The organism is Tropicimonas sp. IMCC34011 (assembly GCF_003390865.1).
GTDB lineage: Bacteria > Pseudomonadota > Alphaproteobacteria > Rhodobacterales > Rhodobacteraceae > Tropicimonas_B.
On the sequence record NZ_QMEJ01000001.1, the window covers coordinates 1,236,261 to 1,259,088 of the forward strand.

19 protein-coding genes and 3 pseudogenes are annotated in these 22,828 nt (G+C 60.1%); 20 read left to right on the forward strand and 2 right to left on the reverse strand.

Features of this window, described 5'->3' with window-relative positions; translation table 11 throughout:
* Positions 1-397: 397 nt before the first annotated feature.
* Positions 398-1,249 carry a hypothetical protein gene (locus tag DQG15_RS18100; protein WP_157968908.1) on the reverse strand — a complete coding sequence of 284 codons (852 nt, stop codon included), beginning with the start codon at positions 1,247-1,249 and terminating at the stop codon, positions 398-400.
* A 259-nt stretch (positions 1,250-1,508) separates the two neighbouring features.
* Here DQG15_RS18100 and DQG15_RS05915 point away from each other — a divergent pair.
* The 13 genes and pseudogenes from DQG15_RS05915 (at position 1,509) to DQG15_RS05975 (ending at position 15,617) form a co-directional block, all read left to right on the forward strand.
* Positions 1,509-2,700, forward strand: a pseudogene (locus tag DQG15_RS05915) (IS3 family transposase).
* Positions 2,701-2,982: 282 nt separating this feature from the next.
* Positions 2,983-3,123, forward strand: a complete 141-nt coding sequence (locus tag DQG15_RS18105; RefSeq protein ID WP_157968909.1) for a hypothetical protein — start codon at positions 2,983-2,985, stop codon at positions 3,121-3,123.
* Positions 3,120-4,430, forward strand: a complete 1,311-nt coding sequence (locus DQG15_RS05920) for an AAA family ATPase (RefSeq protein WP_116083493.1) — start codon at positions 3,120-3,122, stop codon at positions 4,428-4,430. Before DQG15_RS18105 ends, DQG15_RS05920 begins: the two co-directional genes overlap by 4 nt.
* 408 nt (positions 4,431-4,838) lie before the next feature.
* The gene (locus DQG15_RS05925) at positions 4,839-5,174 is read left to right on the forward strand and encodes a hypothetical protein (RefSeq protein ID WP_116083495.1); all 336 of its coding nucleotides are present in this window, start codon (positions 4,839-4,841) and stop codon (positions 5,172-5,174) included.
* Positions 5,171-7,762, forward strand: a complete 2,592-nt coding sequence (locus DQG15_RS05930; protein ID WP_116083496.1) for a DUF927 domain-containing protein — start codon at positions 5,171-5,173, stop codon at positions 7,760-7,762. The genes DQG15_RS05925 and DQG15_RS05930 overlap by 4 nt, the downstream gene beginning before the upstream one ends.
* A 77-nt stretch (positions 7,763-7,839) precedes the next feature.
* Positions 7,840-8,355, forward strand: coding sequence for a hypothetical protein (locus DQG15_RS05935; RefSeq protein ID WP_116083498.1), 516 nt, complete (start codon positions 7,840-7,842; stop codon positions 8,353-8,355).
* A 197-nt stretch (positions 8,356-8,552) separates the two neighbouring features.
* Positions 8,553-9,695, forward strand: coding sequence for a glycosyltransferase family 4 protein (locus DQG15_RS05940; RefSeq protein ID WP_232830716.1), 1,143 nt, complete (start codon positions 8,553-8,555; stop codon positions 9,693-9,695).
* A 326-nt stretch (positions 9,696-10,021) separates the two neighbouring features.
* Positions 10,022-10,378: a MarR family EPS-associated transcriptional regulator gene (locus DQG15_RS05945; RefSeq protein ID WP_116083503.1), complete on the forward strand. Its 357-nt coding sequence runs from the start codon at positions 10,022-10,024 to the stop codon at positions 10,376-10,378.
* Between the two features lie 14 nt (positions 10,379-10,392).
* A pseudogene (locus tag DQG15_RS18825) lies at positions 10,393-10,581 on the forward strand (UDP-glucuronate 5-epimerase); the annotation flags it as partial.
* Positions 10,582-10,771: 190 nt separating this feature from the next.
* On the forward strand, positions 10,772-12,046 hold the full coding sequence (gene tviB / locus DQG15_RS05960; protein ID WP_116083776.1) for a Vi polysaccharide biosynthesis UDP-N-acetylglucosamine C-6 dehydrogenase TviB: 1,275 nt from the start codon (positions 10,772-10,774) through the stop codon (positions 12,044-12,046).
* Positions 12,043-13,866 (forward strand): ABC transporter ATP-binding protein, encoded by a 1,824-nt coding sequence (locus tag DQG15_RS05965; protein ID WP_198665073.1) that lies wholly within the window; start codon positions 12,043-12,045, stop codon positions 13,864-13,866. The genes tviB and DQG15_RS05965 overlap by 4 nt, the downstream gene beginning before the upstream one ends.
* A gap of 55 nt (positions 13,867-13,921) precedes the next feature.
* Complete coding sequence (locus DQG15_RS05970; RefSeq protein WP_232830717.1) at positions 13,922-14,722, forward strand: FkbM family methyltransferase; 801 nt, start codon at positions 13,922-13,924, stop codon at positions 14,720-14,722.
* A 55-nt stretch (positions 14,723-14,777) separates the two neighbouring features.
* Positions 14,778-15,617 (forward strand): glycosyltransferase domain-containing protein, encoded by an 840-nt coding sequence (locus DQG15_RS05975; protein ID WP_116083508.1) that lies wholly within the window; start codon positions 14,778-14,780, stop codon positions 15,615-15,617.
* An 81-nt stretch (positions 15,618-15,698) separates the two neighbouring features.
* Here the strand turns inward: DQG15_RS05975 and DQG15_RS05980 are convergent.
* Positions 15,699-16,631 (reverse strand): annotated as a pseudogene (locus tag DQG15_RS05980) (IS5 family transposase).
* A gap of 192 nt (positions 16,632-16,823) precedes the next feature.
* Between DQG15_RS05980 and DQG15_RS18110 the strand changes: the two are divergent.
* The 7 genes from DQG15_RS18110 to DQG15_RS06010 all read left to right on the forward strand — a co-directional run bounded on the left by DQG15_RS18110 (position 16,824) and on the right by DQG15_RS06010 (position 22,758).
* Positions 16,824-17,630, forward strand: a complete 807-nt coding sequence (locus DQG15_RS18110) for a hypothetical protein (protein ID WP_157968910.1) — start codon at positions 16,824-16,826, stop codon at positions 17,628-17,630.
* 35 nt (positions 17,631-17,665) lie between these two features.
* Positions 17,666-18,754, forward strand: a complete 1,089-nt coding sequence (locus DQG15_RS05990; RefSeq protein WP_116083511.1) for a glycosyltransferase — start codon at positions 17,666-17,668, stop codon at positions 18,752-18,754.
* Positions 18,751-19,863: a glycosyltransferase gene (locus DQG15_RS05995; protein WP_198665074.1), complete on the forward strand. Its 1,113-nt coding sequence runs from the start codon at positions 18,751-18,753 to the stop codon at positions 19,861-19,863. Before DQG15_RS05990 ends, DQG15_RS05995 begins: the two co-directional genes overlap by 4 nt.
* Before the next feature lie 73 nt (positions 19,864-19,936).
* Positions 19,937-20,089, forward strand: coding sequence for a hypothetical protein (locus DQG15_RS18115; RefSeq protein ID WP_157968911.1), 153 nt, complete (start codon positions 19,937-19,939; stop codon positions 20,087-20,089).
* 29 nt (positions 20,090-20,118) lie between these two features.
* Positions 20,119-21,306, forward strand: coding sequence for a glycosyltransferase (locus DQG15_RS06000; protein WP_232830718.1), 1,188 nt, complete (start codon positions 20,119-20,121; stop codon positions 21,304-21,306).
* Positions 21,303-21,959, forward strand: a complete 657-nt coding sequence (locus DQG15_RS06005) for a haloacid dehalogenase-like hydrolase (RefSeq protein WP_116083514.1) — start codon at positions 21,303-21,305, stop codon at positions 21,957-21,959. The genes DQG15_RS06000 and DQG15_RS06005 overlap by 4 nt, the downstream gene beginning before the upstream one ends.
* Positions 21,934-22,758: a hypothetical protein gene (locus tag DQG15_RS06010; RefSeq protein WP_116083516.1), complete on the forward strand. Its 825-nt coding sequence runs from the start codon at positions 21,934-21,936 to the stop codon at positions 22,756-22,758. The genes DQG15_RS06005 and DQG15_RS06010 overlap by 26 nt, the downstream gene beginning before the upstream one ends.
* The last annotated feature ends 70 nt before the right edge of the window (positions 22,759-22,828 follow it).

The window sequence follows — 22,828 nt, forward strand, 5'->3', positions numbered from 1 at the left end:
ATTGGTCTTTTGATGCTAAGAGACCTTGCTTTTCAGGGGGTTGTCCTATGGACACCGCTATCATTCTTGCGCACAATGCCGAGTGCGCAAAGTCCACCGTTGCCTACGAAAAGGTCGTGAAGCTCGCATCCTTGATGGAAGAAGACCGCGCAAAAGTCGGGGAGTCTTTCTATTATGATGAACCGGAGGTGGGAGATGCCCGCCTGTTGGGGATTTTGGATGCCATGATTTGGGTCGTGGGCCGTCACGTGCCGAAATTGACGTTACAGCAGTGGACGACGCTCCTGTCTCAGATCTGCAATGTTGGAGTGATTAACCCGAAGTCACTCCGTCTCATGCCGTGGGGATTGGATGACATCGTTGCGCCGGAAGAAGACTTGGAGGTTTACCGTTCTCTTCAGCCGATCGAGTGGTTTGGCCTCAGCCTTGTCAGCAACCGTATGTGTACGGCGAATGAAGGGATTGCTTTCAACCTCCGTGAGGTGATTGCGGAATTTACCGGGGAACCCGTCGAGTGCGTCTTTGCAGACGATCCTAGTGTCGCAGACGCCTGAATTCTGAAGGGAGTAACGCGCGTCGGACCCCTTTTCACTTTTCGCTGGGTGTTTTTGGATGGAACGGCGGCCGACCTGACAGTGGATAACTCGGAGCCGGAGATTTGGCGCATGACTGGGCTTGAGTGCCAGACGTCCCGGCGCTTGGCGCCCCGCGACACGTTTCTTTCCAGCTTCTTGTTCGCAAAGAGCTTGCCGGTTTTGGAGGAGATCGTACGGAAAGAGGAAGCGGAAAGCGAGGCATAATCGGATGAGCCGTCCCGGTTAGTGCCGGGACGGCTCAAAAATAGGAGTGAACCGCGCCCGCCCCCTATGCGGGCGTGCGCGGCTTTTCTCGCGGTCGCCAGTCGGCGCCGCTTCTCGCGGACGACCTGTCCGTCGCGGTTGAGGCGGACCCCGACGCTTTCGCCGTCGGGATTGGTGGCGTCGAATTCCACGTGGTTTGGGCGGATCTCGATCCAGTCCACATCCGCATATCCCGCATCGGCAGCGATACGCCGCACGTCGCCCCCGGCGAGGCCATGATTTAACGCGTCACCCGTAGGGCCACGGCGGGCGTCGTCGCGGCGGTCGAATTCGCGCATCTGTCCGTTTGCGGCGAAGGTCACCTCGACCGAGCCGTCGTCATCCATACCGGTCATCTCGATTTCGCCGTCGTCGTCGAACTCCACCCGGACGATGTGGCGGATGCTCATGTCCGCGGCGCGCAACAAGGCTTCGGGAGGCACCAGCGCATCGAGCAGCGCTTGCGGCAGAATTGAGCCGGGGGCGGCCGTGAGTTCTTCGAGTCGACCATCATCGTATTCGGCCTCGAAGGTGATGCCGTCGAGGGTTGCCCGGATCTCGCGATCATCGTCGTCGTCACGATAGTGCCGGACATCCTCGAGGCTGACCTGCTCCCCTGAAACGTCCGCGGTTTGAGGTTAGCCTGTTCTCCACACGAGGGGACAGACGATGCGGAAAAGCCGTTTCAGCGAAGAACAGATCATTGGCATTCTGAAGGAGCACCAAGCCGGGATAGGCGCCAAGTAGCTCTGCCGGAAGCATGGCATCAGCGATGGCACTTTTTACAAGTGGCGCTCGAAGTATGGAGGCATGGAAGTGTCCGAGGCCAAACGGCGGAAGGCGCTTGAGGCCGAGAACGCGAAGCTGAAGAAGATGCTGGCGGAGCAGATGCTCGATGTCGCCATGCTCAAGGAGATGCTGGGAAAAAACTTCTGAAGCCCGGTGCGCGGCGGAAAGCCGTGGACTGGGCCATGACAGAGAAGAGCTATAAGCAGCGACGGGCCTGTGCCTTGGCCGGGATCGATCCGCGGGTGTATCGACGTGGATCAAGCAGACCTGCGGACACCGAGCTGCGAGACAGGCTGAAGGAGCTTTCCAGCGAGCGGCGTCGCTTCGGCTATCGAAGGCTGCACCTGCTTCTTGGTCGCGAAGGCTGGAAGGTGAACTGGATCGGAGGCCGTGAAGCGAATGGTCCAGTGGACCATTCGTAGGCCGGAGCACTCTACCGGATCTACCGAGAAGAAGGCTCAACAGTCCGTAAACGGGGCGGTCGCAAGCGGGCCTTGGGGACCAGGGCACCTATGGCGATCCCGCAGGGACCGAACCAGCGGTGGTCGCTGGACTTCGTGTCAGACAGCCTGTCCGATGGTCGCCGCTTCCGGGTGCTCTGCGTCATCGACGACTTCAGCCGGGAATGATTTGCCATGTCGCGCCATTGGTCCGAGCGACAATGGCGAATGCCGCGGTCGTGGACACCTCGCTGTCAGGGCAGCGCGTTGGCCGTGAGCTCGACAGCATCGCTCGGGTGCGTGGTTATCCATGCATGGTGGTCAGCGACAACGGCACGGAACTGACCTCGAACGCCATCCTCAAATGGCAGGAGGAGCGCCGGGTCCAATGGCACTACATCGCTCCGGGAAAGCCCATGCAGAACGGCTTCGTCGAGAGCTTCAATGGTCGCCTGCGCGACGAGTGCCTCAACGAGCACCTGTTCGCCAACTTGCGCCATGCCCGAGAGCTGATCGCAGCCTGGCGCGACGACTACAACCACCACCGCCCCCACACGAGCCTCGACGGGCTCACCCCGTGGGAGTATCACCAACGGTCAGTAGAGGACCAAACCCTGAACAGAGCGAACTAATCACCGCGGACTCTATGGGGAGCAGGTCACCCACCGCCCCTGCCCGATGGCTCGCATGAAAGATCTGCCTGCCTCCGGAATACCTGTTCCTAAATTTTTGCCCCCCCCGGCATTGAAACCTCGCGATCGCTCCGCCAGTTTACAGCCCATGACGATCATTACACCGGCCCTGCACATACGCTGACGTCTCCGCCTTGGCGGAGCGATCGGGCTGCCTGCAGACAGACGTCGCCGCTCCCGATCACGACAGACGTCTTTTCCAATGTCGGCAGGTCGGGTCCCATGCATCGTTTCCCCCATCGCGCGGCGCTTACGCGTCGTCTTCGCACTCTTTCAAATCTCTATGGCGTCTACGAGGCGCTCAGCTGGGTTGCCGCCGTCCTCGGCGGCGCGGCCGCGGCTCTTGCGGAGTTCTTCGCATGATCGCCTGCACCATCAAGCGCTATGGCACCTACTGGCTCTTCGGATGGCCGGGCGATGTGCATGGTTCCTCCGATCTGCCCCAGGTCGATATCGCGCAACAAGTCCGCCGAGGTTTGGACCTGACACCGCAGATGCTGCGGCTTGCCTGGCGGCATCGGCGGGACGTGGAGCTGCGCGCAAAACATGGAGCGGCGCAGCGCCTCGCGCTCTATTTCTGCAAGGGAAAGAGCGAGACGTATGCGTCGCACCTGCTAACAGCGACGACGCGCTGGTCCTTCGTGCGATGCACGTCGGGACTGAGGGAAGCACGCCGACAAGCGACAAACGCGTATCATGACGGGCATCGATTCACGCCGACGATTGCGCGCCACCGCGCGATGATTGAGGACGCCACGGCTGAGAACGCATCCCGTACCGCCGAGCTATTGTCCCGATGCATCGATACGAGCGCGCGAAGCGTGCGCATCCATACCTACCGCCCGGTCGATCGATCTTCTCGTACGGATGCCAAGGCCCGGGACCGCGAGGCACTGCGCACCGAGCTCTGCGAGCCCATGACGCTTGCGGGCCCGCGGGACCGGCATGGATGCGACGAGCTCTTCGCAGCTCTCTACTCAGAAAGTCCCTGGCTCTCCGAGGCGCTCACTTACCTGTGGCGGGCCGCCCGTGTTGCTGTCGAGCAGTCCGGCACCTTTACTCTTCCACCGCTCGTGCTCGCGGGCCCGCCCGGGTGTGGCAAGACCTACATTGCGGAGCGCCTCGGCGCTGTGTCGGGCTGCTCGCCGCTGCGCCTCGATATGAGCAGCAGCACGGCAAGCTTCATCGTGACCGGCAGTGAATACACGTGGGCGAGCGCGAGCGCCGGGCGACCCATCGAGCATATCGCGGAGACAAAGGTCGCAAACCCGATCATCATCCTCGACGAGATCGAGAAGCGCGCCCACGGCTCGAATGGCGGCGATGCTGCCAACGCGCTGTTGCCACTGCTCGAGCGCTCGACCGCGGCTGCGTATCAATCGCCCTATCTCGAAGCGCCCGTGGATCTCAGCCACGTCTCCTGGGTCCTTTGCGTCAACGATGTCGCGTACCTGCCTCGCCCCCTGAGAGACCGAGTTCGAGTCGTGCAGTGCCCGATGCCGGAAGGCGCGCTTTTGCGTGATCTCGTCGCGCGGATCCTCGGCGATGATGTCGATCCGGCGATCCTCGAGACGGCAACTGAGGCGGTCGCGGGCGGTCGGTCCTTGCGCTGGCTATCGCGGCTAGCCGATCAGCTCCGCGCGATCGCCGAAGCGCCAATCCTGCACTGAAAAGGGCTGCCGGGAATACGCAGCGTGCGGGATCTGGTCCCACCGTTCCCGGTGTTCCCGGCGCTTCAGCGCAGCAGCCTCCAAAGACACCACATCTGACAATTTGTGAAAAAGATTAAGAAAAGCAGCCGCATGGACTGCTTTCTTTAGGTTCTGGACCGGGAACGTGGGAACAAATCTTTGGGTTCTGGGCCGTTTTTTTGAGGTTATCCACATAAAGCCCGCCTGACCCCGGGGCCCAGCACTTGGCGCTTTCGTTCTTTACGACTCTATTAAGAGGACACCGCGCTGAAAGAGCGGCCGGGTCGCTGACGCCACATCAAACCGACCCGACCAACGCCTTCTTCCAGCAAACTCTCACGCCCGACCGCCGCAGGCAAGCCTGTCGGCGCACAAAGGAGATTTGCCATGACGCAGTCTTGCGCGTCCACCCTTAGCCGGCCCCGCAGCGGGCCCGACATCTTTGTCGCGGTCAATGCTGCCGCGCTGCCCCGCCTCGAAACCCTCTGCCGGACCTGGGCGCCGGGCGGCGTGACGCGCGGTGCGGAATACCTTGCGCTCAACCCCACTCGTAACGACCGCTCGATCGGCTCGTTCTGCATCAACATCAGGACCGGTCGCTGGTCGGATTTTGCGACGGGCGACGCCGGCGGGGACCCGATCTCGCTTTATGCTTATTTGCACGGGCTCAAGCAGATCGACGCGGCGCGCCGGCTTGCCCTCGAGCTGGGGGTGGCGGCATGATCGATACCATCGTCCGCGCCCCGATCCCCCTCATCTGCGACCTCTCGCCCGACGCGACCCGGGTTGTGCCGGTGCCGACCGACACTGCGCTGCCTGATCTCTCGCGCGACGCGTCTTGCACTGCCGCTTATTCGTACCGCGACGAAACGGGCGGTATCGTCGGGCTTGTGGCGCGTTACGAACGGCAGGATCCGAAGACGCCCAGTGGCACGCGCAAGACTTTTCGCCAGGTCACGCTCTGGCGCGACCCTGAGCGCGGGCTTGTCTTCGCCTGGCGCGGCATGTCCGACAATCGGCCGCTCTATCGCCTTGCTGACCTCCTCGCGCGGCCGGAAGCACCGGTGATCATCAGCGAGGGCGAGAAGTGCGCCGACGCGGTCGCCGCGGCGTTCCCGCAGAACGTGAGCCTGTCGTGGTCCGGCGGGAGCAATGCTGTCGCGAAGACGGACTGGTCGCCGCTCACGGGCCGCGATGTGATCCTCATGCCCGACCATGACAATGCCGGCGCGAAGGCCACGGGCGCGATCGAGGAGATCCTCCGCAATACGCGCTGCGCGCGGATCCGCCGGCTCGATATCGCACGGATCGGTGCAGCTGTCTCCGGCGAGACGCCGCCCGGCTATGACATCGCCGACGCCGTGGCGGACGGGCTCGATGGGGCGGCGCTGCGCGGGATGATCGAGAAGCAGCCCGACCTCCTGACGGAGGTAGATCTTCTCGCCGAAACGCCGGCCGGCCCGGACGAAGCGACGGGCGACCCGGCCGCTGGTGCGGCCAACCCGATCGCGACGTATATGCAGGATACTTGGCAGACGCGGCTCTCCCTGCCCGACGGCTTCCGCATCGACGAGACCGGCATCTACAAACCCGTTGTCTCCGCCAAGGGCACTTTGAACGAGGTGTTTGTGGGGTCGCCGATGCTCGTCGTCGGCCGCACGCGGACCGGCCGGGCCGGCGCGGGCTGGGGCTACCTTGTTGTCGTGATGACGCCGGTGGGCGATTGGGAGATGCTGGTCGTGCCCGGACGTCTCCTTGCGGGAGACGGTCGGGAATTCCGCGAGCTCCTCGCCGAACTGGGCTTCATTTGTCCGCAGGGTCGCGCCGGCCGGCAGGCTCTGGCGGATTATATCGGCCATGCGCAGACCTCAGAGATCGTCGAGGTCGTCACTCAGCCCGGCTGGCACGGCGACAGCTATTGCTTCCCGGACAGGGTCATCCAGCCGCCTGGGACGAAGCGGCGCCTGAAACTCGATCTCGGCGAGATGGATCACAAGATGCGCAGCCACGGCGATCCCGAGGCCTGGCAGCGCCTCGCGGCCTTGGCGGTCGGCAATTCGCGGCTCGCCTTCGCGATCTCCGTCGCATTCTCCGGCTATCTCCTCGAACCTCTTGGCGAGGAGAACGCCGTCTTCCACATTTTTGGCCTCTCGTCCCGTGGCAAGACAACCATCATCTTCGTCGCCAGTAGCGTGGCAGGTGGCGGCGGCCAGAACGGTAACTCGACGACGTGGCGCGCTACCGCGAATGGTCTCGAAGGGATCGCGGCGCTTTACAACGACAACGTGCTCGTCCTTGACGAGATCAAGCAGGTCGCGCCGGACGAGCTTGGCGACGTGATCTACATGCTCGGCAACGGCAGCGGAAAGGCCCGCGCGGACAAGACCGGCAAGGCGCGTGCGGCGCTCGGATGGCGCGTCCTCGCGCTCTCGTCGGGCGAGGTCAAGATCGGGCAGCACATGTCCTCCGGCAAGCTCGGAGAGCGCGGAAGGCTCCTTGGCGGCGTAACCGCCCGCGCCTTTGACGTGCCGATCGAGACCGCGCCCGGATCGGACCGCACCTACGAAGATCTCCATGGGTTCAAGAGTGAAGCCGCCCTGTCCGATCATCTCGCTCGTGAGGCAGCCCGCTCCTACGGCCATGCCGGCCCGGCATTCGTGGAGGCCCTCGTGGAAGACCGCGATGCGGCCATCGCGACGGCGAGGCAAACGGTCGACCGGTTTGTCGCGCAGGTCCGCCGCGACGATGACGATGCGCAGGTTGGCCGTGTCGCCCGCAGGTTCGGGGTGGTCGCTGCGGCCGGAAGCCTCGCGACGGGTTATGGCGTCGTGCCCTGGCAGGGGGACACGGCCTACGAAGCCGCGCTCGCATGTTTCGAGGCGTGGCGGCGTGAGCGGGGCAGCAACGCATCTGAGGACGAGACCGATGCGATCCGCCTCCTGCAGCGGTACTTCGAGATCCATGGCGGGAGCCGGTTCGAGACGATCAGCGCATCTCGCGGGAGCACCGAGGCAAGTGAGGACGAGGAGGTCCCCACGCGTCTTGAGGATCGCCCTGTCCACGCGCGCTGCGGCTATCGTGCATTCGTTCCGGGCCCCGACGGCACCGCACACACGACGTATTACGTCACCCCCGAGGCATGGCGGACGGAGATCTGCAATGGCCGGGATGCCGAATTCGTCGCGAGGGTCGCCCGCAAGTACGGCGCGTTGATCCCCGGCGAAAACAATCGCCTGCAGAAGAAACAGCGTCTGCCGGACTACCCTGGCGGCACGCGCATCTACGCGATCCAGCCCGACAATCTGCCCTGAACAATCTGGCAGGCCGGATCCCCGGCCTGCCGGCCCACCTGCCGCATTCGCGGCGCTTTCACCTTGAAGGATACCCCATGTACTACGTCATCGCCGCGCGGGAAGAGTTCCCGGCCAACGCCATCAACAGCATCGACCTGTTCGATTATGCCGCTGTGTCCCGGAGGCCTTTGCTTCTGGCCCTCGGCGTGCCCCTGCCCGATGGTTGCTACCTCAAGGTCTCGGGGCGCGAGATCGTCGCCATCGGAGCGTTCGCTGATGAGGACGAAGCTTGCCACGAGATGGACATGCTGTTCTCGAGCCGCTCCGAGCGGATCGCACCCGAGGATCGCCAGATCCCCTACCATCCGCAGGACGAGATGATCGCTGCACGCCGGGCCCTTCCGCCGATCAAGCTGAGCGCGGCCCATACCGCCAGTTACGTCAGGAATGCCGCCGAAGGTCTCGACCTCGCGGGGTTGTCCGACGTACAGCTCACCCAGATCGAGAACGGTATCCACGCCGAAGCCGAGCATGACGGGTTGGACCTCGACATCAAGGCGTTTACGGAGACGCTCGGAAACCTCCGGCACCAGCATACTTGGAAGGCGTGATGGGTCCGCCGGTCCGCCCCCGGACGGACCGGCACATCGATCGAAACCGTCGCAGAGCAATCGCCTCGGATCGGTCGTGCTTTGAGAGGGTCAGCGCTGCCTCCGGGTGGAAAAGAACGTCTGGCCTCCGGGTAGCTGCGCCAATAGGACCAGCGCGAAGTTCAAACGAAGCACAGTCGGCCCGAATTTCCATGACCATGACGTCCAGAGCCCAGACACGCCCACTTCACGTGATGCTAACCGTGAATGCCGCCTGGAACATCTGGAATTTCCGCCAGCCGGTTCTGAAGGCGCTGCTCTCCCGCGGCTACCGCGTCACCGTTCTGGCGCCGCCCGATGACAGCGTGCCACAGCTCGAGGAGATGGGCTGCCGGGTCCTGCCGCTGGAGATGTCCGCCAAGGGGCTCAACCCGCTGGAAGGGCTGCGCCTGCGCAGGGCCTTTCTGCGCGCCTTCCGGGAGAAGCGGCCCGACATCGTGTTCAGCTACACGATCAAGAACAATCTCTTCGGGGCCATGGCGGCCCGGACTTGCGGGGTGCCCTTCCTGCCGAATGTCACCGGGCTCGGCACGGCCTTCCTCTCCGGCGGAGCGCTGCAGCGGGTGGCAGAAACACTTTATCGCCACGCCTTCCGTCCGTTGCCGAGGGTCTTCTTCCAGAACGAAGATGACAAGGCGCTGTTCCTGTCGCGCCGGCTGGTACGCGAGGCGCAATGCGAGGTGCTGCCCGGCTCCGGCATCGACCTTGAGCGGTTTGCCGCCGCGCCCTACCCCGAGGGGGAGGAGACGCGATTCCTGATGATCGCCCGGCTGCTGCGCGACAAGGGCGTGCGGGAATACGTCGAGGCGGCACGGATACTCAAGGCCGAGGGCGTCACGGCGCGCTTTCAGATCCTCGGCTCGACTGACTCCGAGAACCGCACAGCCATCTCCCGCGAGGAGCTGGCCGGCTGGGAGGCGGAGGGCGTGATCAATTATCTCGGCACCACGCCGGACGTGCGCCCCCACATCTCGGCCTCACATTGCGTCGTCCTGCCCTCCTATCGCGAGGGCGCGCCCCGCACGCTGATCGAAGCGGCAGCGATGGCGCGGCCCCTGATCGCGACCGATGTGCCCGGCTGCACGGCGGTGGTGGACCACGAGGCGAGCGGCATTCTGTGCGAGGTGCGCAGCGGCTCGAGCCTGGCCGACGCCTGCCGCCGCTTCCTGTCGCTTGAGGCGGGCGAACGTTGCGAGATGGGACAGGCGGGCCGGGCCAAGATGGCCGCCGAGTACGACGAGGCGCTGATCGTGCAGGCCTACGGGCGTGCCATGTCGGAGATGCTCGGGCTGGGCATCTGAGCAGCCGGCGTTAACCGTCCCGAGCCGGCCTCGCGCGGGTCGAGCCTGCCCGGACTTCCAGCACCCCGCAACGGCGCCCGGCGATCCGATGCAAGGGCCGAGCAACGGGCCTGAAGTTAGGCCGTTTCCCATTGCTTCGGCGGTGCTCTGCAACCAGAACGTCAACCATCGCTGCGCCATCTTGCCAAAAGGCGAGCAAACCCATACCGTTCAAGACTGAACGATATGGCCAAGCCCTGTCTTACATCATCGAACCACCCCGCAGGAGATGGCCCGGCCAGCTCTTGTGCGGTAGCCGTTACCTGCCCTGCCTTCATGACGCATCCATGACAGACCGCCGTGATGCCATGCAGGAAGACATGCGGTTCCGCATGCTCAAACTGCTGGACGACAGCCCCGAGATGAGCCAGCGCGACCTTGCTCGAGCGGTCGGCATCAGCCTCGGCAGCGTGAACTTCCAACTCAAAGCGTTAGTCGACAAAGGCATGATCAAGCTCGGCAACTTCTCGGCCAACCCCGACAAGCGCCGCTACGCCTATATCCTCACCCCGCGCGGCATCGCCGCCAAGGCCGCCCTCACCCGGCGGTTCCTCGCGCGGAAACGGGCGGAATATGAGGCGCTGCGCGCTGAGATCGAGGCGCTGCAAAGCGAGATCGACGGCAAGCCCACCGCATCGGAATGAGCATCCCGACCGACATGGTGCGCGTTCTCATCACAGGCACCGCCGGGTTCATCGGCTTCCACCTGGCCAAGCCTCTTCTGGCCGAGGGCTTCCGCATTCAGGGCTACGACGGGATGAACGATTAATAAGATGGCACCTTCAAGCAGCGCCGCCATGCCCTGCTGCTCCCGAACGAGTACTCCTCGGCCAAGGAGAGAAAGCTGTGAGATAAAGCGGCGCTCCGGAAGACAGCGCAACGCTACTTCGTGGACATGCAGAAACGCAACGTCTTGGCGACCTGGGCCGATGCAGCGCTGATTCAGGAGCCGACTGGCTACCGGCCGAAGACCGAATTCACGCACGGGATCGCGCCATTCCTGACAGTGTTCAGAGAATATTACGGAAGATGATTTGATGAGTGAGCCAACAAAGAAGATAGCCGTCATCGGCCTCGGTTATGTCGGCCTGCCCCTTGCCGCGGAGTTCGGCAAGATCCGTCCCACCGTGGGGTTCGACATAAACCGGGCGCGGATCGCCGAGCTGAAGGACGGCCACGACCGCACGCGAGAGACCTCGGCCGAGGAGCTGGCGTCCGCCACGCAGCTCTCCTTCGCCGCCGACACCTCCGACATCGCCGATTGCACGATCTACATCGTCACCGTCCCGACCCCGATCGACGCGCACAAGCGACCCGATCTGACGCCGCTGATCAAGGCTTCGGAGGCCGTCGGCAGCGTTCTGAAGAAGGGCGACATCGTGATCTACGAAAGCACGGTGTACCCCGGTGCGACCGAGGAGGATTGCGTGCCGGTGCTTGAGCGCGTCTCGGGCCTGACGTTCAACGAGGACTTCTTCTGCGGCTACAGTCCCGAACGGATCAACCCGGGCGACAAGGAGCACCGGCTGCCGAGCATCAGGAAGGTAACCTCCGGCTCCACTCCCGAAATCGCGGAGACGGTTGACGCGCTCTACGCCGAGATCATCACCGCCGGCACCTACAAAGCCGAGAGCATCAAGGTGGCGGAAGCCGCCAAGGTGATCGAGAACACTCAGCGGGACCTGAACATTGCGCTGGTGAACGAACTCGCGATCATCTTCAACAAGATGGGGATCGACACGCAGGCGGTGCTCGAGGCGGCGGGGACGAAGTGGAACTTCCTCCCCTTCCGGCCGGGACTCGTCGGTGGGCACTGCATCGGGGTGGACCCCTACTACCTGACCCACAAGGCCGAGGCCTTGGGCTACCACCCGCAGGTGATCCTGGCCGGGCGGCGGATCAATGACGGGATGGGGGCTTACGTCGCCGGGCAGATGATCAAGGCGATGCTGAAGAAACGGATCCAGATCGAAGGCGCTCGGGTGCTGGTGATGGGGCTGGCGTTCAAGGAAAACTGCCCGGATCTGCGGAACACGCGGGTCGTAGATGTTGTGGCAGAGCTTAGAGACTATGGCGTTGAGGTCGACGTGCATGACCCCTGGATGGATCCTGAGGAGGCGCGGCACGAATACGGGCTGGAGTTGATCGAGGAGCCGGCGGCGGGGGCCTATGACGGCGTCGTGCTGGCGGTGGCTCATGACACGTTCCGGGCCGGCGGCCCGGAGGCCCTCGCCGCCTGGCGCAAGCCGGCGAGCATCCTCTGCGATCTGAAAAGCGCCTTTTCGCCCGATCAAAGCGATCTTAGACTATGATCGACTTCGGGACATGGAAAAAAGCCTGGGCGTTGCTCGACTCGCGCGAGCGGCGCAATGCGTGGATCGTTCTGGGTATAGTGATCGTCGGGGCAATGTCTTCTGCTCTGATGGTGGGCTCAGTGCTGCCATTCTTGTCGGTTCTGGCCGACCCGGAGCTCATCAAGACCGTTCCCGCCCTGGCTTGGGCTTACGATACGTTCGGCTTCGAAAGTGACTACGGCTTTCTCACCGGGCTGGGTCTGGCCGCGCTCGCGGTGATCGTGCTCACCAGCGCGATGCAGGTGTTCAAGACCTGGGCCGTCGCACGTTTTGCCACGATGCGGATGCATTCCATCAGCCACCGGCTGATGAGGGCTTACATGCGGCAACCATACGAGTTCTTTCTCAATCGGCACACGGGCGAGATGGGCACGCGAATCCTTGCGGAAACCCAACAGCTCGTCATGCAATTTCTCCGCCCCGCCGCGGAGGCGGTAGCTGCGCTGTTGACGATCGTTGCCATCGTCAGCCTGCTGCTCTGGATGGAGCCAGTGGTGGCGATGATCGCTTTTGCGCTGCTCGGCGGGAGCTACGGGGGAATCTATGCGCTCAGCCGAAGAATCTTGAAGAAGCTGGGGGAAGTGCGCGTCGAAACCAACACGGCGCGCTTCCGGATTGCAACTGAGGCTCTCGGCGGCATCAAGGATATCAAGCTGCTTGGTCGCGAAAGCTCTTACTCCGCGCGTTACGGTCGGCCTTCGCACCGAATGGCGCGAACGATGGCCACGACGCAGGTGATATCTCAGGTTCCAAAGTTCATGCTTGATGCTGTCGCATTCGGCGGCATCATCTTGCTATGCCTCTTTCTGATGAATGCCGAAGGTCTGGCCTCGGGCACTACTCTAGGCGGCATTCTTCCGACCCTGGGGCTGTTTGCCGTGGCCGGGCAGCGGCTGATGCCTGAGTTGTCAAAACTCTATCAATCGCTTGCCCATATACAGGCATCATCGGCGGCAGTAGATATCATTTATGACGATTTGATTGTGCATGCGGGGTCCGGGAAGCTGCCGGATACCATGCCGCCGGCCCTCGGGCTGACGGAGCAACTGGTGCTCGAGGATGTTACCTATCACTACCCGAATGCCGCCCATGCCGGCGTGAAAGAGGTGTCGCTCACGATCAACGCGGGCGAGAAAATCGGCATCGTCGGCAGCACCGGCGCGGGCAAGACAACCCTGGCCGACATCATTCTTGGGCTTCTTGCGCCAAGCACCGGGCGGCTCTTCGCCGACGGTGTGGAGATAACCGTTGCCAATCTTCGCGCCTGGCAGCAAAGCGTCGGCTATGTCCCACAGGACATATTCCTGACTGCTGCCAGTGTCACAGAGAACATTGCACTTGGCATACCCCTCCATGAGATCGACCAGCAGGCCATCGAACGTGCTGCGCAGATCGCGCAGATCGACGGGTTCATCCGTAACGAACTGCCAAAGGGGTACGCCACCCAGATCGGCGAGCGTGGCGTCCGCCTGTCGGGTGGGCAACGCCAGCGGATCGGCGTTGCAAGGGCGCTCTATCACGATGCTGACCTGATTGTCTTTGACGAGGCGACCAGCGCGCTCGACAATTTGACCGAGCGCGAAGTTATGGCCGCGATTGAGGCGCTGCCCGATGAAAAAACGGTACTAATGATCGCGCACCGCCTGAGCACGGTCGAACGCTGTGATCGCATAGTGATGTTGGAAGCTGGGTGCTTAATTGCATACGACACTTGGGACGTCTTGCTGCGAGACAACTCCCACTTCAGGCGCCTAGCACAAGGTGAACAATGCACTTAGATGACGACCAACATGCAAGAGACCGACCAAGAAACGGAAAAACGAAATGTACAGCTTGGCAAAGCGCGTTAGAAGAAAGTACCTGCAACACCTCAATGAGGATAAATATGCAGCCTGGATGTCACGAAACAAATCAAAGACAAGTGATCTTTCCATTACGTTTGAGCCGACCAAAGGCTTTCTTCTAAAAGAAGAGGGAATATCCCTTAGAGTGCCAAGAAGATCCAGGCTTCACTACTATGAAAACGGACTAAAAAATAGACTGCGCTCCTTAAAAAAGGAATACCTTGGAGAAACTCACATAGAGTTCGCGCCAGACGACATCATCATCGATTGCGGCTCGAACATTGGTGAATTTGTTTGCGCGTTGAATTTGAATTCTTCACAAAATATATTTGCCTTTGAACCAGACCCAACTGAACACGCGGCGTTGACAGAAAATGTTGGCGACTTCGCAACATCATTAAACATGGCTTTATGGCACTCGGATGAGAATCTAGAAATTTTTCTCGCCAATGAGACTGGAGACAGCGGGGTCTATAAGACAATAAATAGCGAGGAAACAGCACTGGTAAAGGCTGTTAGGCTCGATAGTTTCGTCTCCAGCGTGGCGCCAAGCGGCACCATCCGATTATTGAAACTTGAAGCCGAGGGCGCCGAACCAGAAGTTCTTGAAGGCTCAAATGGCATCATGGACCGCATTCACTTCATCTCTGTTGATGCAGGACCGGAACGGGGCGAGGAAAAAAAGTCGACATTAGTTCCGGTTCTCGACATCCTCAGCAACCATGGGTTCAAAATGATAGACTTTAACCCGAACAGAATGACATGCGTTTTCGTCAACACGCGATTCTAACTCCCAAGCCGAAGAAGACAGCATTGACAATGCCGAACAAGAGCAGTCAAACTTGATGAAATCCGAAAGAATTGTCTACACCTGCGTTGTTGGTGGATATGATAAACTATTTCGACCTTTGGCTGCTGATACAGAGACACGCTATATTGCACTAACAGACGATCCGAACTTGCGCGCGCCGGGGTGGGAAGTGCAAGTTATCGATCTTGATTTGGAACTGTCAAAATCTATGCAGAACAGGCACTGCAAGTGTTTCCCCTGGAAATACCTGCCGCTGGCCAGAACAAGCATCTACGTCGACGGAAACGTTAGAATTCTCTCAAACCTCTCAAGGCTGTTTGATTGCGCGGATGATGGATACGATATAGTGCTTTTTAGGCATCCCAAACGCAACTTCGTAGCCGAAGAAGTCGCTGAATGTATTGCTAGAAAAAAGGTTCAATCCCGTGAGATAATTGAGACAGAATACTCAAAACTGCTCGAGGATGGATTTGTGGATATAGGTCACCTGACAGAAAACGGCGTTATTGTAAGGTCTCACCAAAGTATGGAGCTGCAAAATGCCATGGAGCATTGGTGGCAGTTCATCCAAAAATTTAGCGGGCGGGATCAAATTTCGCTTCACCACTGCCTGCATAAAGCTTCAGTGCGCAAACTAATTCTGCCTATGAACTTTAGAGAACCGAACCCCTACTTCGATCTCTACCCTCACTTTGGGGCACTTGCAACATGGGTGGACTCGCTTAATGCTTACAACTCCGCACGGAAATCTGAAGGCCTCGCTTTGAATATAAAGTATCGTGCCATCCGAAGAATAACGCGGAGATTTAAAAGTGCTTCATCATTACCAACGCTTCGCGCCATGCGAAATACAGGAAGCCGCAGCAATGAGTAAGAAACTGAGAACGGCCGTAAACACTCAGACTTTGTTGCGCAAATCAGCGTTCGGGCTGAAGGTCCCCTCTCCCGTTGTGCTTCAGGCGATAGCCTCGATCTCGGCTCTGCCGAGGGCGTAGAAGCGGTTCATGATGGCGATGCGGATCTAAATTTCTGCGGCCTGGCGGTCGGGATCTCATGACATGATCCGCTAACCGAAAAGCTTCAGGCAGTTCATTCGCGCCACGACCTGACTTCGGACATGGTAGCCCGCCCACATCTTTCAGAGGGCCCTTCCGAGGTGCCGTGCTGCGCGCAGGATCTCGTTTCGCGCAATTGCGGCGGGACAGTCTTCTTTCCAGGCACGGCCATTCCGGCGAATGGGTATGATGGCATCAGTGCCTCGCTCGATGATGGCAGTGTGGCATCGCCGCGTGTCATAGGCACCATCCGCGGTGACGGTGGTGATCTATTTACCCTCGGGAATTTGCGGCGGCAGGTCCGGCAACAGAGGGCTGTCCCCCTGAAGGCTCGAGGTGAACTCGACTGCGCGTGTGTCGCCGGTCTCTGTGTCCATGGCGATGTGGACCTTGCGCCATTGCCTGCAGCGCGACGACCCATGCTTGCTGGCCAGCCATTCGCCATTGCCGCGAAACTTGATGCCTGTGCTGTCGACAAGCAGGTTCAAGGGCTTGCCCGAACGGCGATACGGGACCTGCACCCCGATCCGGGCCTGCCGTCTGCACAGCGTCGAGTAGTCCAGCATCGGCCAGTCGAGCCCAGCCATCCGGATCAGGCTCTCGACCAGCCCAACCGTTTGCCGAAGCGGAAGGCCGAAGAGCACTTTCAGCGTAAGGCAGCCCTGGACCGCCGTATCCGAGAACGTCTCGGGCCGTCCCCGCTTGCCCGCCTTTCCGGCGTGCCAGACCGTGTTGGGATCAAACCAAACCGGGAGCGAACCCCGCTGGCGCATCGCGGCGTTGTAGTCGGACCAGTTCGTTGTGCGATAGCCGGTGGGAAAGGGCTTCGGCATAGCGCCGATCTAACGCACTGGATTCCTCGTGTGAATCCTCATCACCGCTTTGTGCAAAAAGCTCCGTACTACCTTCCGGGATGTGGCAACTATTCTATTAAATATGCCGTTGAGCAGATTGCCAGTGGCGGATAAGGAGATTTTTGAGGTGACAGGATCGATGATAACGCTCTTAACGCTTGCCGCAAAAACATGAAGGTCGCGATTTGCTTCTTTGGCATCACACGTTCACTCGCGCGCACTATAGGGTCGATAGAACAGAACATTCTGGAGCCTGCGCGCGCGGTAGGGGAGGTGCGGACCTTCGCCCATTTCTTTCGGCAGGTTGAGATAAACAATCCCCGCTCTGGGGAAAAAGGTCAGCTCCCGCAAAATGAACATACCTTACTCGCAGCCGACTCGCTGGAGCTTGAAGAGCCGGATGTCGTTATCGACCCAGCCCTTTTCTTGCGAATTAAAAAATTTGGAGATGAGTATATAGATGAGTTTCGTTCAATTCGCAACCTTCTACATCAACTTTATTCCCTCAAGCAAGTGTCCAGCGCTGCTCTGTCCTGGGGCGCAGATATTTACGTTTTTGCACGACCTGATATTATTTATCATGACAGCTTTGATCGGGTTCTATATAAAGCTACGAATGCTCCTGACAACACGATTTTTATCCCTAACTGGGCAAATTGGGGCCCTGGATACAATGATCGATTCTGCGTATGTGTTGGTGAAAGAGCAGTTCGCGCTTATACTGAGCGGATACTACAGGTTGAAAGATTCTGTGCTGATAAGGGAAAATTACATGCGGAGAAGTTAGTCAAATATGCAGTTGACCGCAGCGGGGCACGGGTAAAGCACTTCACGGTTCGGGGAAGTCGTGTCCGATCCACCGGAGAAGTCGTGAATGAAAATTTTCAAGACTTCCGATTTGTACGCCTCAAGCAAAAACTCACGGCTCCAAACCGATTTTTGTCGAGATGCTCAAACAGATTTAGAGGAGGGCATTGAGGTGTTAGTTTCCATGATGGCAGGGATGCGATAGCGTGCATATAGCTTTTCTCCAAGTAGGGCCGGGCATCGGCCCGATAACTAACAATAACTTCCGGTTTTCCCAGGAGCTTATAAAGCTTGGCCATAAGGTTGACCTCGTCGGCACCAACGTTGCGGCTTCCACCTATGAAAAAGCGCCTGAAACGATCAGGATTATCTCACTGCAAAGCAACTCGAATCTTGCCACAATCAGGGGGTTGTCGGCATATCTCAAGAAGGAAAATCCGGATTATCTGCTTCCATCTGGCGCGGTGATGCACGTGGTCTCTGCGATTGCAAAGATGTTATCACGAAGCTCTGTCAAAATTTACACGCGAACACATATCGAAACATCTTTGTATCTAAAAGAACGCGGCTTTCTGAACAGACAGCTTCTTCGCTTCTTGCTTTGGGCTTTTAGAAATGTTGCTGATGGTCATATTGCTGCATCTCGTGGAGCTGCTGATGATCTTGCGCGAGTCATTGGTGTGCCACAAGAGAAAATAGACGTCCTCTACAACCCATCGATTGACGATGACATCATCGCGATGTCACATGAAAATGTTTCGCACCCGTGGATCATGGATCGGAGCGCCCCTGTAATCGTATGTGTCGCTAGACTGGTAGAACAAAAAGGCATCGATACGCTCGTTTCAGCGATGGCGCTTGTCAATAAAAGACGCAAGGTCAGACTCATCATTCTAGGCGAGGGAGATTTGCGGGGTAAATTCGAGCGTCAAGCATCAGATCTTAGAGTTGATGATCTAGTTGACTTTCATGGTCATTTAGATAACCCCTTTAAATTCATGCGCAAGGCAGACCTTTTTGTTCTTTCCTCGAATTATGAGGGATTTGCAAATGTTGTTGCAGAGGCGCTTGCTTGCGGATGTCCCGTGGTGAGTACAGATGCCCCGAGTGGACCGCGCGAGATCCTGTCTGATGGGGATTTCGGCACCATCGTCCCGGTCAGGCAGCCAGTCGAACTGAGCAAGGCGATTTTGGCATCTTTGGAGACGTCCCATGACATGGGCCGATTAACTTCGCGTGGGATGCGGTTTCACGTAAGAAACATTACTGCGGACCTGGTGAAGCTGCTCAAGTGAAAAAGCTGCATCATCCCGCCAAGATTTCCGTCCTCCTCCCCGACCTACGTGGCGGCGGGGCAGAGCGTGTTAACCTTGACCTTGCCCATGAATTCGTCCGTGCCGGCCACGAAGTGGAGTTTGTTCTTCGCCAAGCACGCGGGGAGCTGCTTAATGAGGCGCGAGCAAATCACTGCATACACGATCTAAATGTGCCCCGTGTTCGACAGTTACTCCCCAAGCTGGTCTCCTACCTACGCACGCACAAACCAGATGCTCTGCTTGCCGCGATGTGGCCGCTGACCGTGATTGCCCCCATCGCACAGCGCCTATCTGGGCACCACTGCAAGGTGCTGGTGTCTGAGCACAACATCTTGTCTGCGCAATACCGTAATTGGGGCCGGGGCCACCGAGCCGCAATGCGGGCGTCAATGGCCGTGGGCTATCGGTTCGCGGACCGCCGCGTGGGCGTCTCCTCGGGCGTAGTCTCCGATATTGCCGCGCTGTCGGGGCTGAGCCGGGCTGCGTTCGATGTGATTTACAACCCGGTACCACCGCGATCCGAGCCGTCAAGCCTGACAATGCGTAATGCGGAAGCCCTCTGGTCGTGCGTCAAGGGCGCGCGCATCGTCACCGTGGGCACCATGAAGCCCATGAAGAATCATCCGCTGCTGATGCGCGCCTTCGCGCGGCTCGACCGGCCCGACGCGCGGTTGATGTTCGTCGGGGACGGGGCGGCGCGCGACGCGCTCGTGTCGCTCGCCCGGGAGCTGGGCGTCGCCGACCGGGTGATCCTTGCGGGGTTTCACCCCGACCCGACTCCGTTTTACAAGACTGCCGATCTGTTCGTTCTGTCCTCCGACTACGAAGGATTCGGCAATGTCATCGTTGAGGCGCTGATTTGCGGCACCCCTGTCGTTTCGACCGATTGCCCCTCTGGGCCAAGAGAAATCCTTGAAGGAGGCCGCTACGGTCAACTGGTTCCTGTAAATGATGCCGCGTCAATGGCACTGGCGATATCGGATGCGCTGATCGCACCTGCCAACCGGGATTCGTTGATTCGAAGAGCAGCAGATTTCACACCTGCAATCGCAGCACAACGATATCTGGAATTATTGGAACTGATATGATCCGAATATCTATATGCGGCGCTCTCATCCGCAGAGAGCCGATGGCAAAGGTTCTTGCGAAATCCGAGGTAGCATGGCCCGAAGCGGTCTGTACATTTCTTATACCGGGCTCGCGGCACCGGACCTGACCATGCCCTATGTTCCGGATGCCGGCATCGTCATCGAACTGCAGAACGGGCAGGATAGACTGCCCCGGGATGTCCGCTCCGAAGGGGAGGCCAGCTAGTGAACGATGGGCATGCTTCCTCGGTTTTCGTGAGCAACAACGGCTTGCGGGATCACATAGGGCAGGCTCAGGTCCTGCCCTATCTCTCGGGCCTTGCCGCACGCGGGCACAGCATGTCCGTTTTGAGCGTCGAGCAGACCGCCGACCGAGGCATGGCCGGTTTGGACATCGGCACCCTGAACTGCCACCAGATGCAACGTCGGACCGGCTACGGGCGGCTTGCCGACAGGCTGCTGGTCGCACCGAGACTGGCCAGGCGGCTTGATGGACTGGTCCGCGAAGTGCGACCCGACATCCTGCACTGCCGCAGCTACATGCCTTTGTCCAGTGCCTTGAATACCGCCGGGAGGCATGGGGCGAAACTGATCTTCGACATGCGGGGCTTCTGGATCGATGAACGCATCGAAGGCGGCATGTGGGACCCGAAGGGTCTGACGGGCCGATTGCTGATCCGCCACTTCCGCGCCTTGGAGGACCGCGCCTATGCCGAAGCCGCGGCCATCGTCGTTCTGACCCATGACGCGAAAAGAGTGGTGGAGGCACAGCCCGCTTACCGGGGTGCTCCGATCTCCGTCATTCCCTGCAGTGTCGACCAGGAGCGCTTTGGGGTGCATCCGGCCCTGCGTGCCGCCACACGCACCGAGCTTGGACTGTCTACCGACACGCCCGTGATCCTATATCTCGGCTCTGCCAGCCCTCTCTACCGCATGCATCTGCTGTATCGCTTCTTTGATGCGGTCCGGGCTAGATCCCCCGAAGTCCGGCTGATGCTGGTGGGGAACCACGATGCCCAGGAACATGCCAAGGCGGCGGCAAGGCACGGCGTGACGCTGGCCCCCGGGTCGTTGATCTGCCGCCGCGTGGCCCATCACGAGGTGCCCGCCATGCTCAACGCCGCCGACCTCGGCATATCCTTCAGGATCCAGTCCCCCTCCAGCCTCGGCGTTTCGGCCACCAAGGTCGGCGAGTACCTCGCTTGCGGACTGCCCGTGGCGTCCAGCACCGGCATCGGCGATATCCGGAGGATCATCGCCGAAGGCGAGAACGGGATGATCCTGGCCGATGACAGCGATGCGGAAATTGACCGGTGCGCGGCACGGTTCCTGTCGGGGTTTTCCCTCGATCGCCCTGGCATCAAGGCCAGGTCCGGCGATTACTTTTCGATGGACACCGCTGTCGGCACTTACGACATGCTCTATCGGGACCTGGCGCGATGACACGCATCGTCATCGTCGATGTCTGCGGTACGCTCTACGACGAAAACACCACCGCCGGATTCGTGCGCTTCGTGGCCGGTGCGGGCCTTCTGCGCCGGCCTCGGCTCTTCCGGCTGCTGGAACGGTTGCGTCGCGGCCCAGCCCGGAAAGTCGTCACGGCTCTTGGCGGGATGATCGGGCGAGATCTGTTCCGCACGGGCTATATCCGCTGCCTGGCAGGCATCACGCGAAGCGACCTCGAAGCCCGGGCCACGGCCTATGCCGAGGCCCTGGATGCCGGCAAGAAGATAGCCGTCGCGCACGAACGGCTCGCGCACTTCGAAGCCGATGGGTGGCGACCGGTCATGGTCTCCAACAGCCTCGATGTCGTCATCGCCGCGATCGCGGACAGAAAGGGTTGTGACTGGCTGGCCTCCACGCTCGACTGGCGCGGCGATGTCTGCGCCGGGATTCTGGCCCGTGACCTGAAAGGCCGGAAACTGGCGGCCTTCGAAGAGATTTTCGGTGCCTTGCCGGCCGACCGGTTGTCCGTCATGACGGACAACCGGAGCGATGCGGATGTCATGAACGCCGCGAGCGTCGCGGTCCTAGTGGCCAAGGGCCATCCAAAACCATGGATGAGACAGCATGTCGGCGAACAACTTCGTCACTGAGCGCAATCACGTCATCCTGCTGGTGCCGTTTCTCTATGCGTTCTTCTCGCGGATGCGCAGATTGCGCGCCTTCGGCTTCAACGCGGTGACCCTTTGGGGCCCCGGTCTGCTGTTGACGACGCTGTTGCTGGATGACTTTTCGGTAGCCGCCGTCTCCTGCTATTTTGCCGGTTATTTTGTTTTCATATCCGTCTACGAGCTAGGGTATCTGATGAACGATACTTGGGGATTGCGGCATGATGAGACACCGCGCCGCCGAATCGACGTCGACTACAGCCCGACGTTCCTCGTTCTCTTCGTCGCGATCCGCCTTGTCACGGTCCTTTCGCTCGGCTTCTGGGTCAACACCCTGTCTAGCCTTTGGTTCTGGGCGCTTCTGGGCCTGCTGGTTCTAGCGATCCTGGCGCACAACCTTGTCGTTCGCCAAGAATTTAAGATGGCGACATTTTTCCAGATGTCCCTGATGCGGTTCAGCATTCCCGTCTTCATCGCGACCGCGATGGAAGAAGGTGCCATCGTAATTCTGATCGGATGCCTGTTCTTCGTGTTCCCGCGGTTCCTGACCTATCTCGATTCGAAGAACCGTCTGCGGATCCCCGAGCGGAAGCAACCCGGATTCCTGCTCGTGATCTATGCGGTTTTCGCCCCCGTCGTCCTGTTGATTTCGGTGTCGACAGGCGAGACCTTGATGCTGTTCGCTTGGGCCTATTTCATGACCTATGCCAGCCTGCTTTTCGCGGGCAGGCATCTGCCCTTCGTCGAGAAGGTCATCGGCAGGAACGCGGATGGCGGGGCATAACACCCGGCGGCTTCGCGGGCACAGCCGCGAAAACCACGGCGGTTGCCGGACGCCGTCGGAGTGTTGAAAA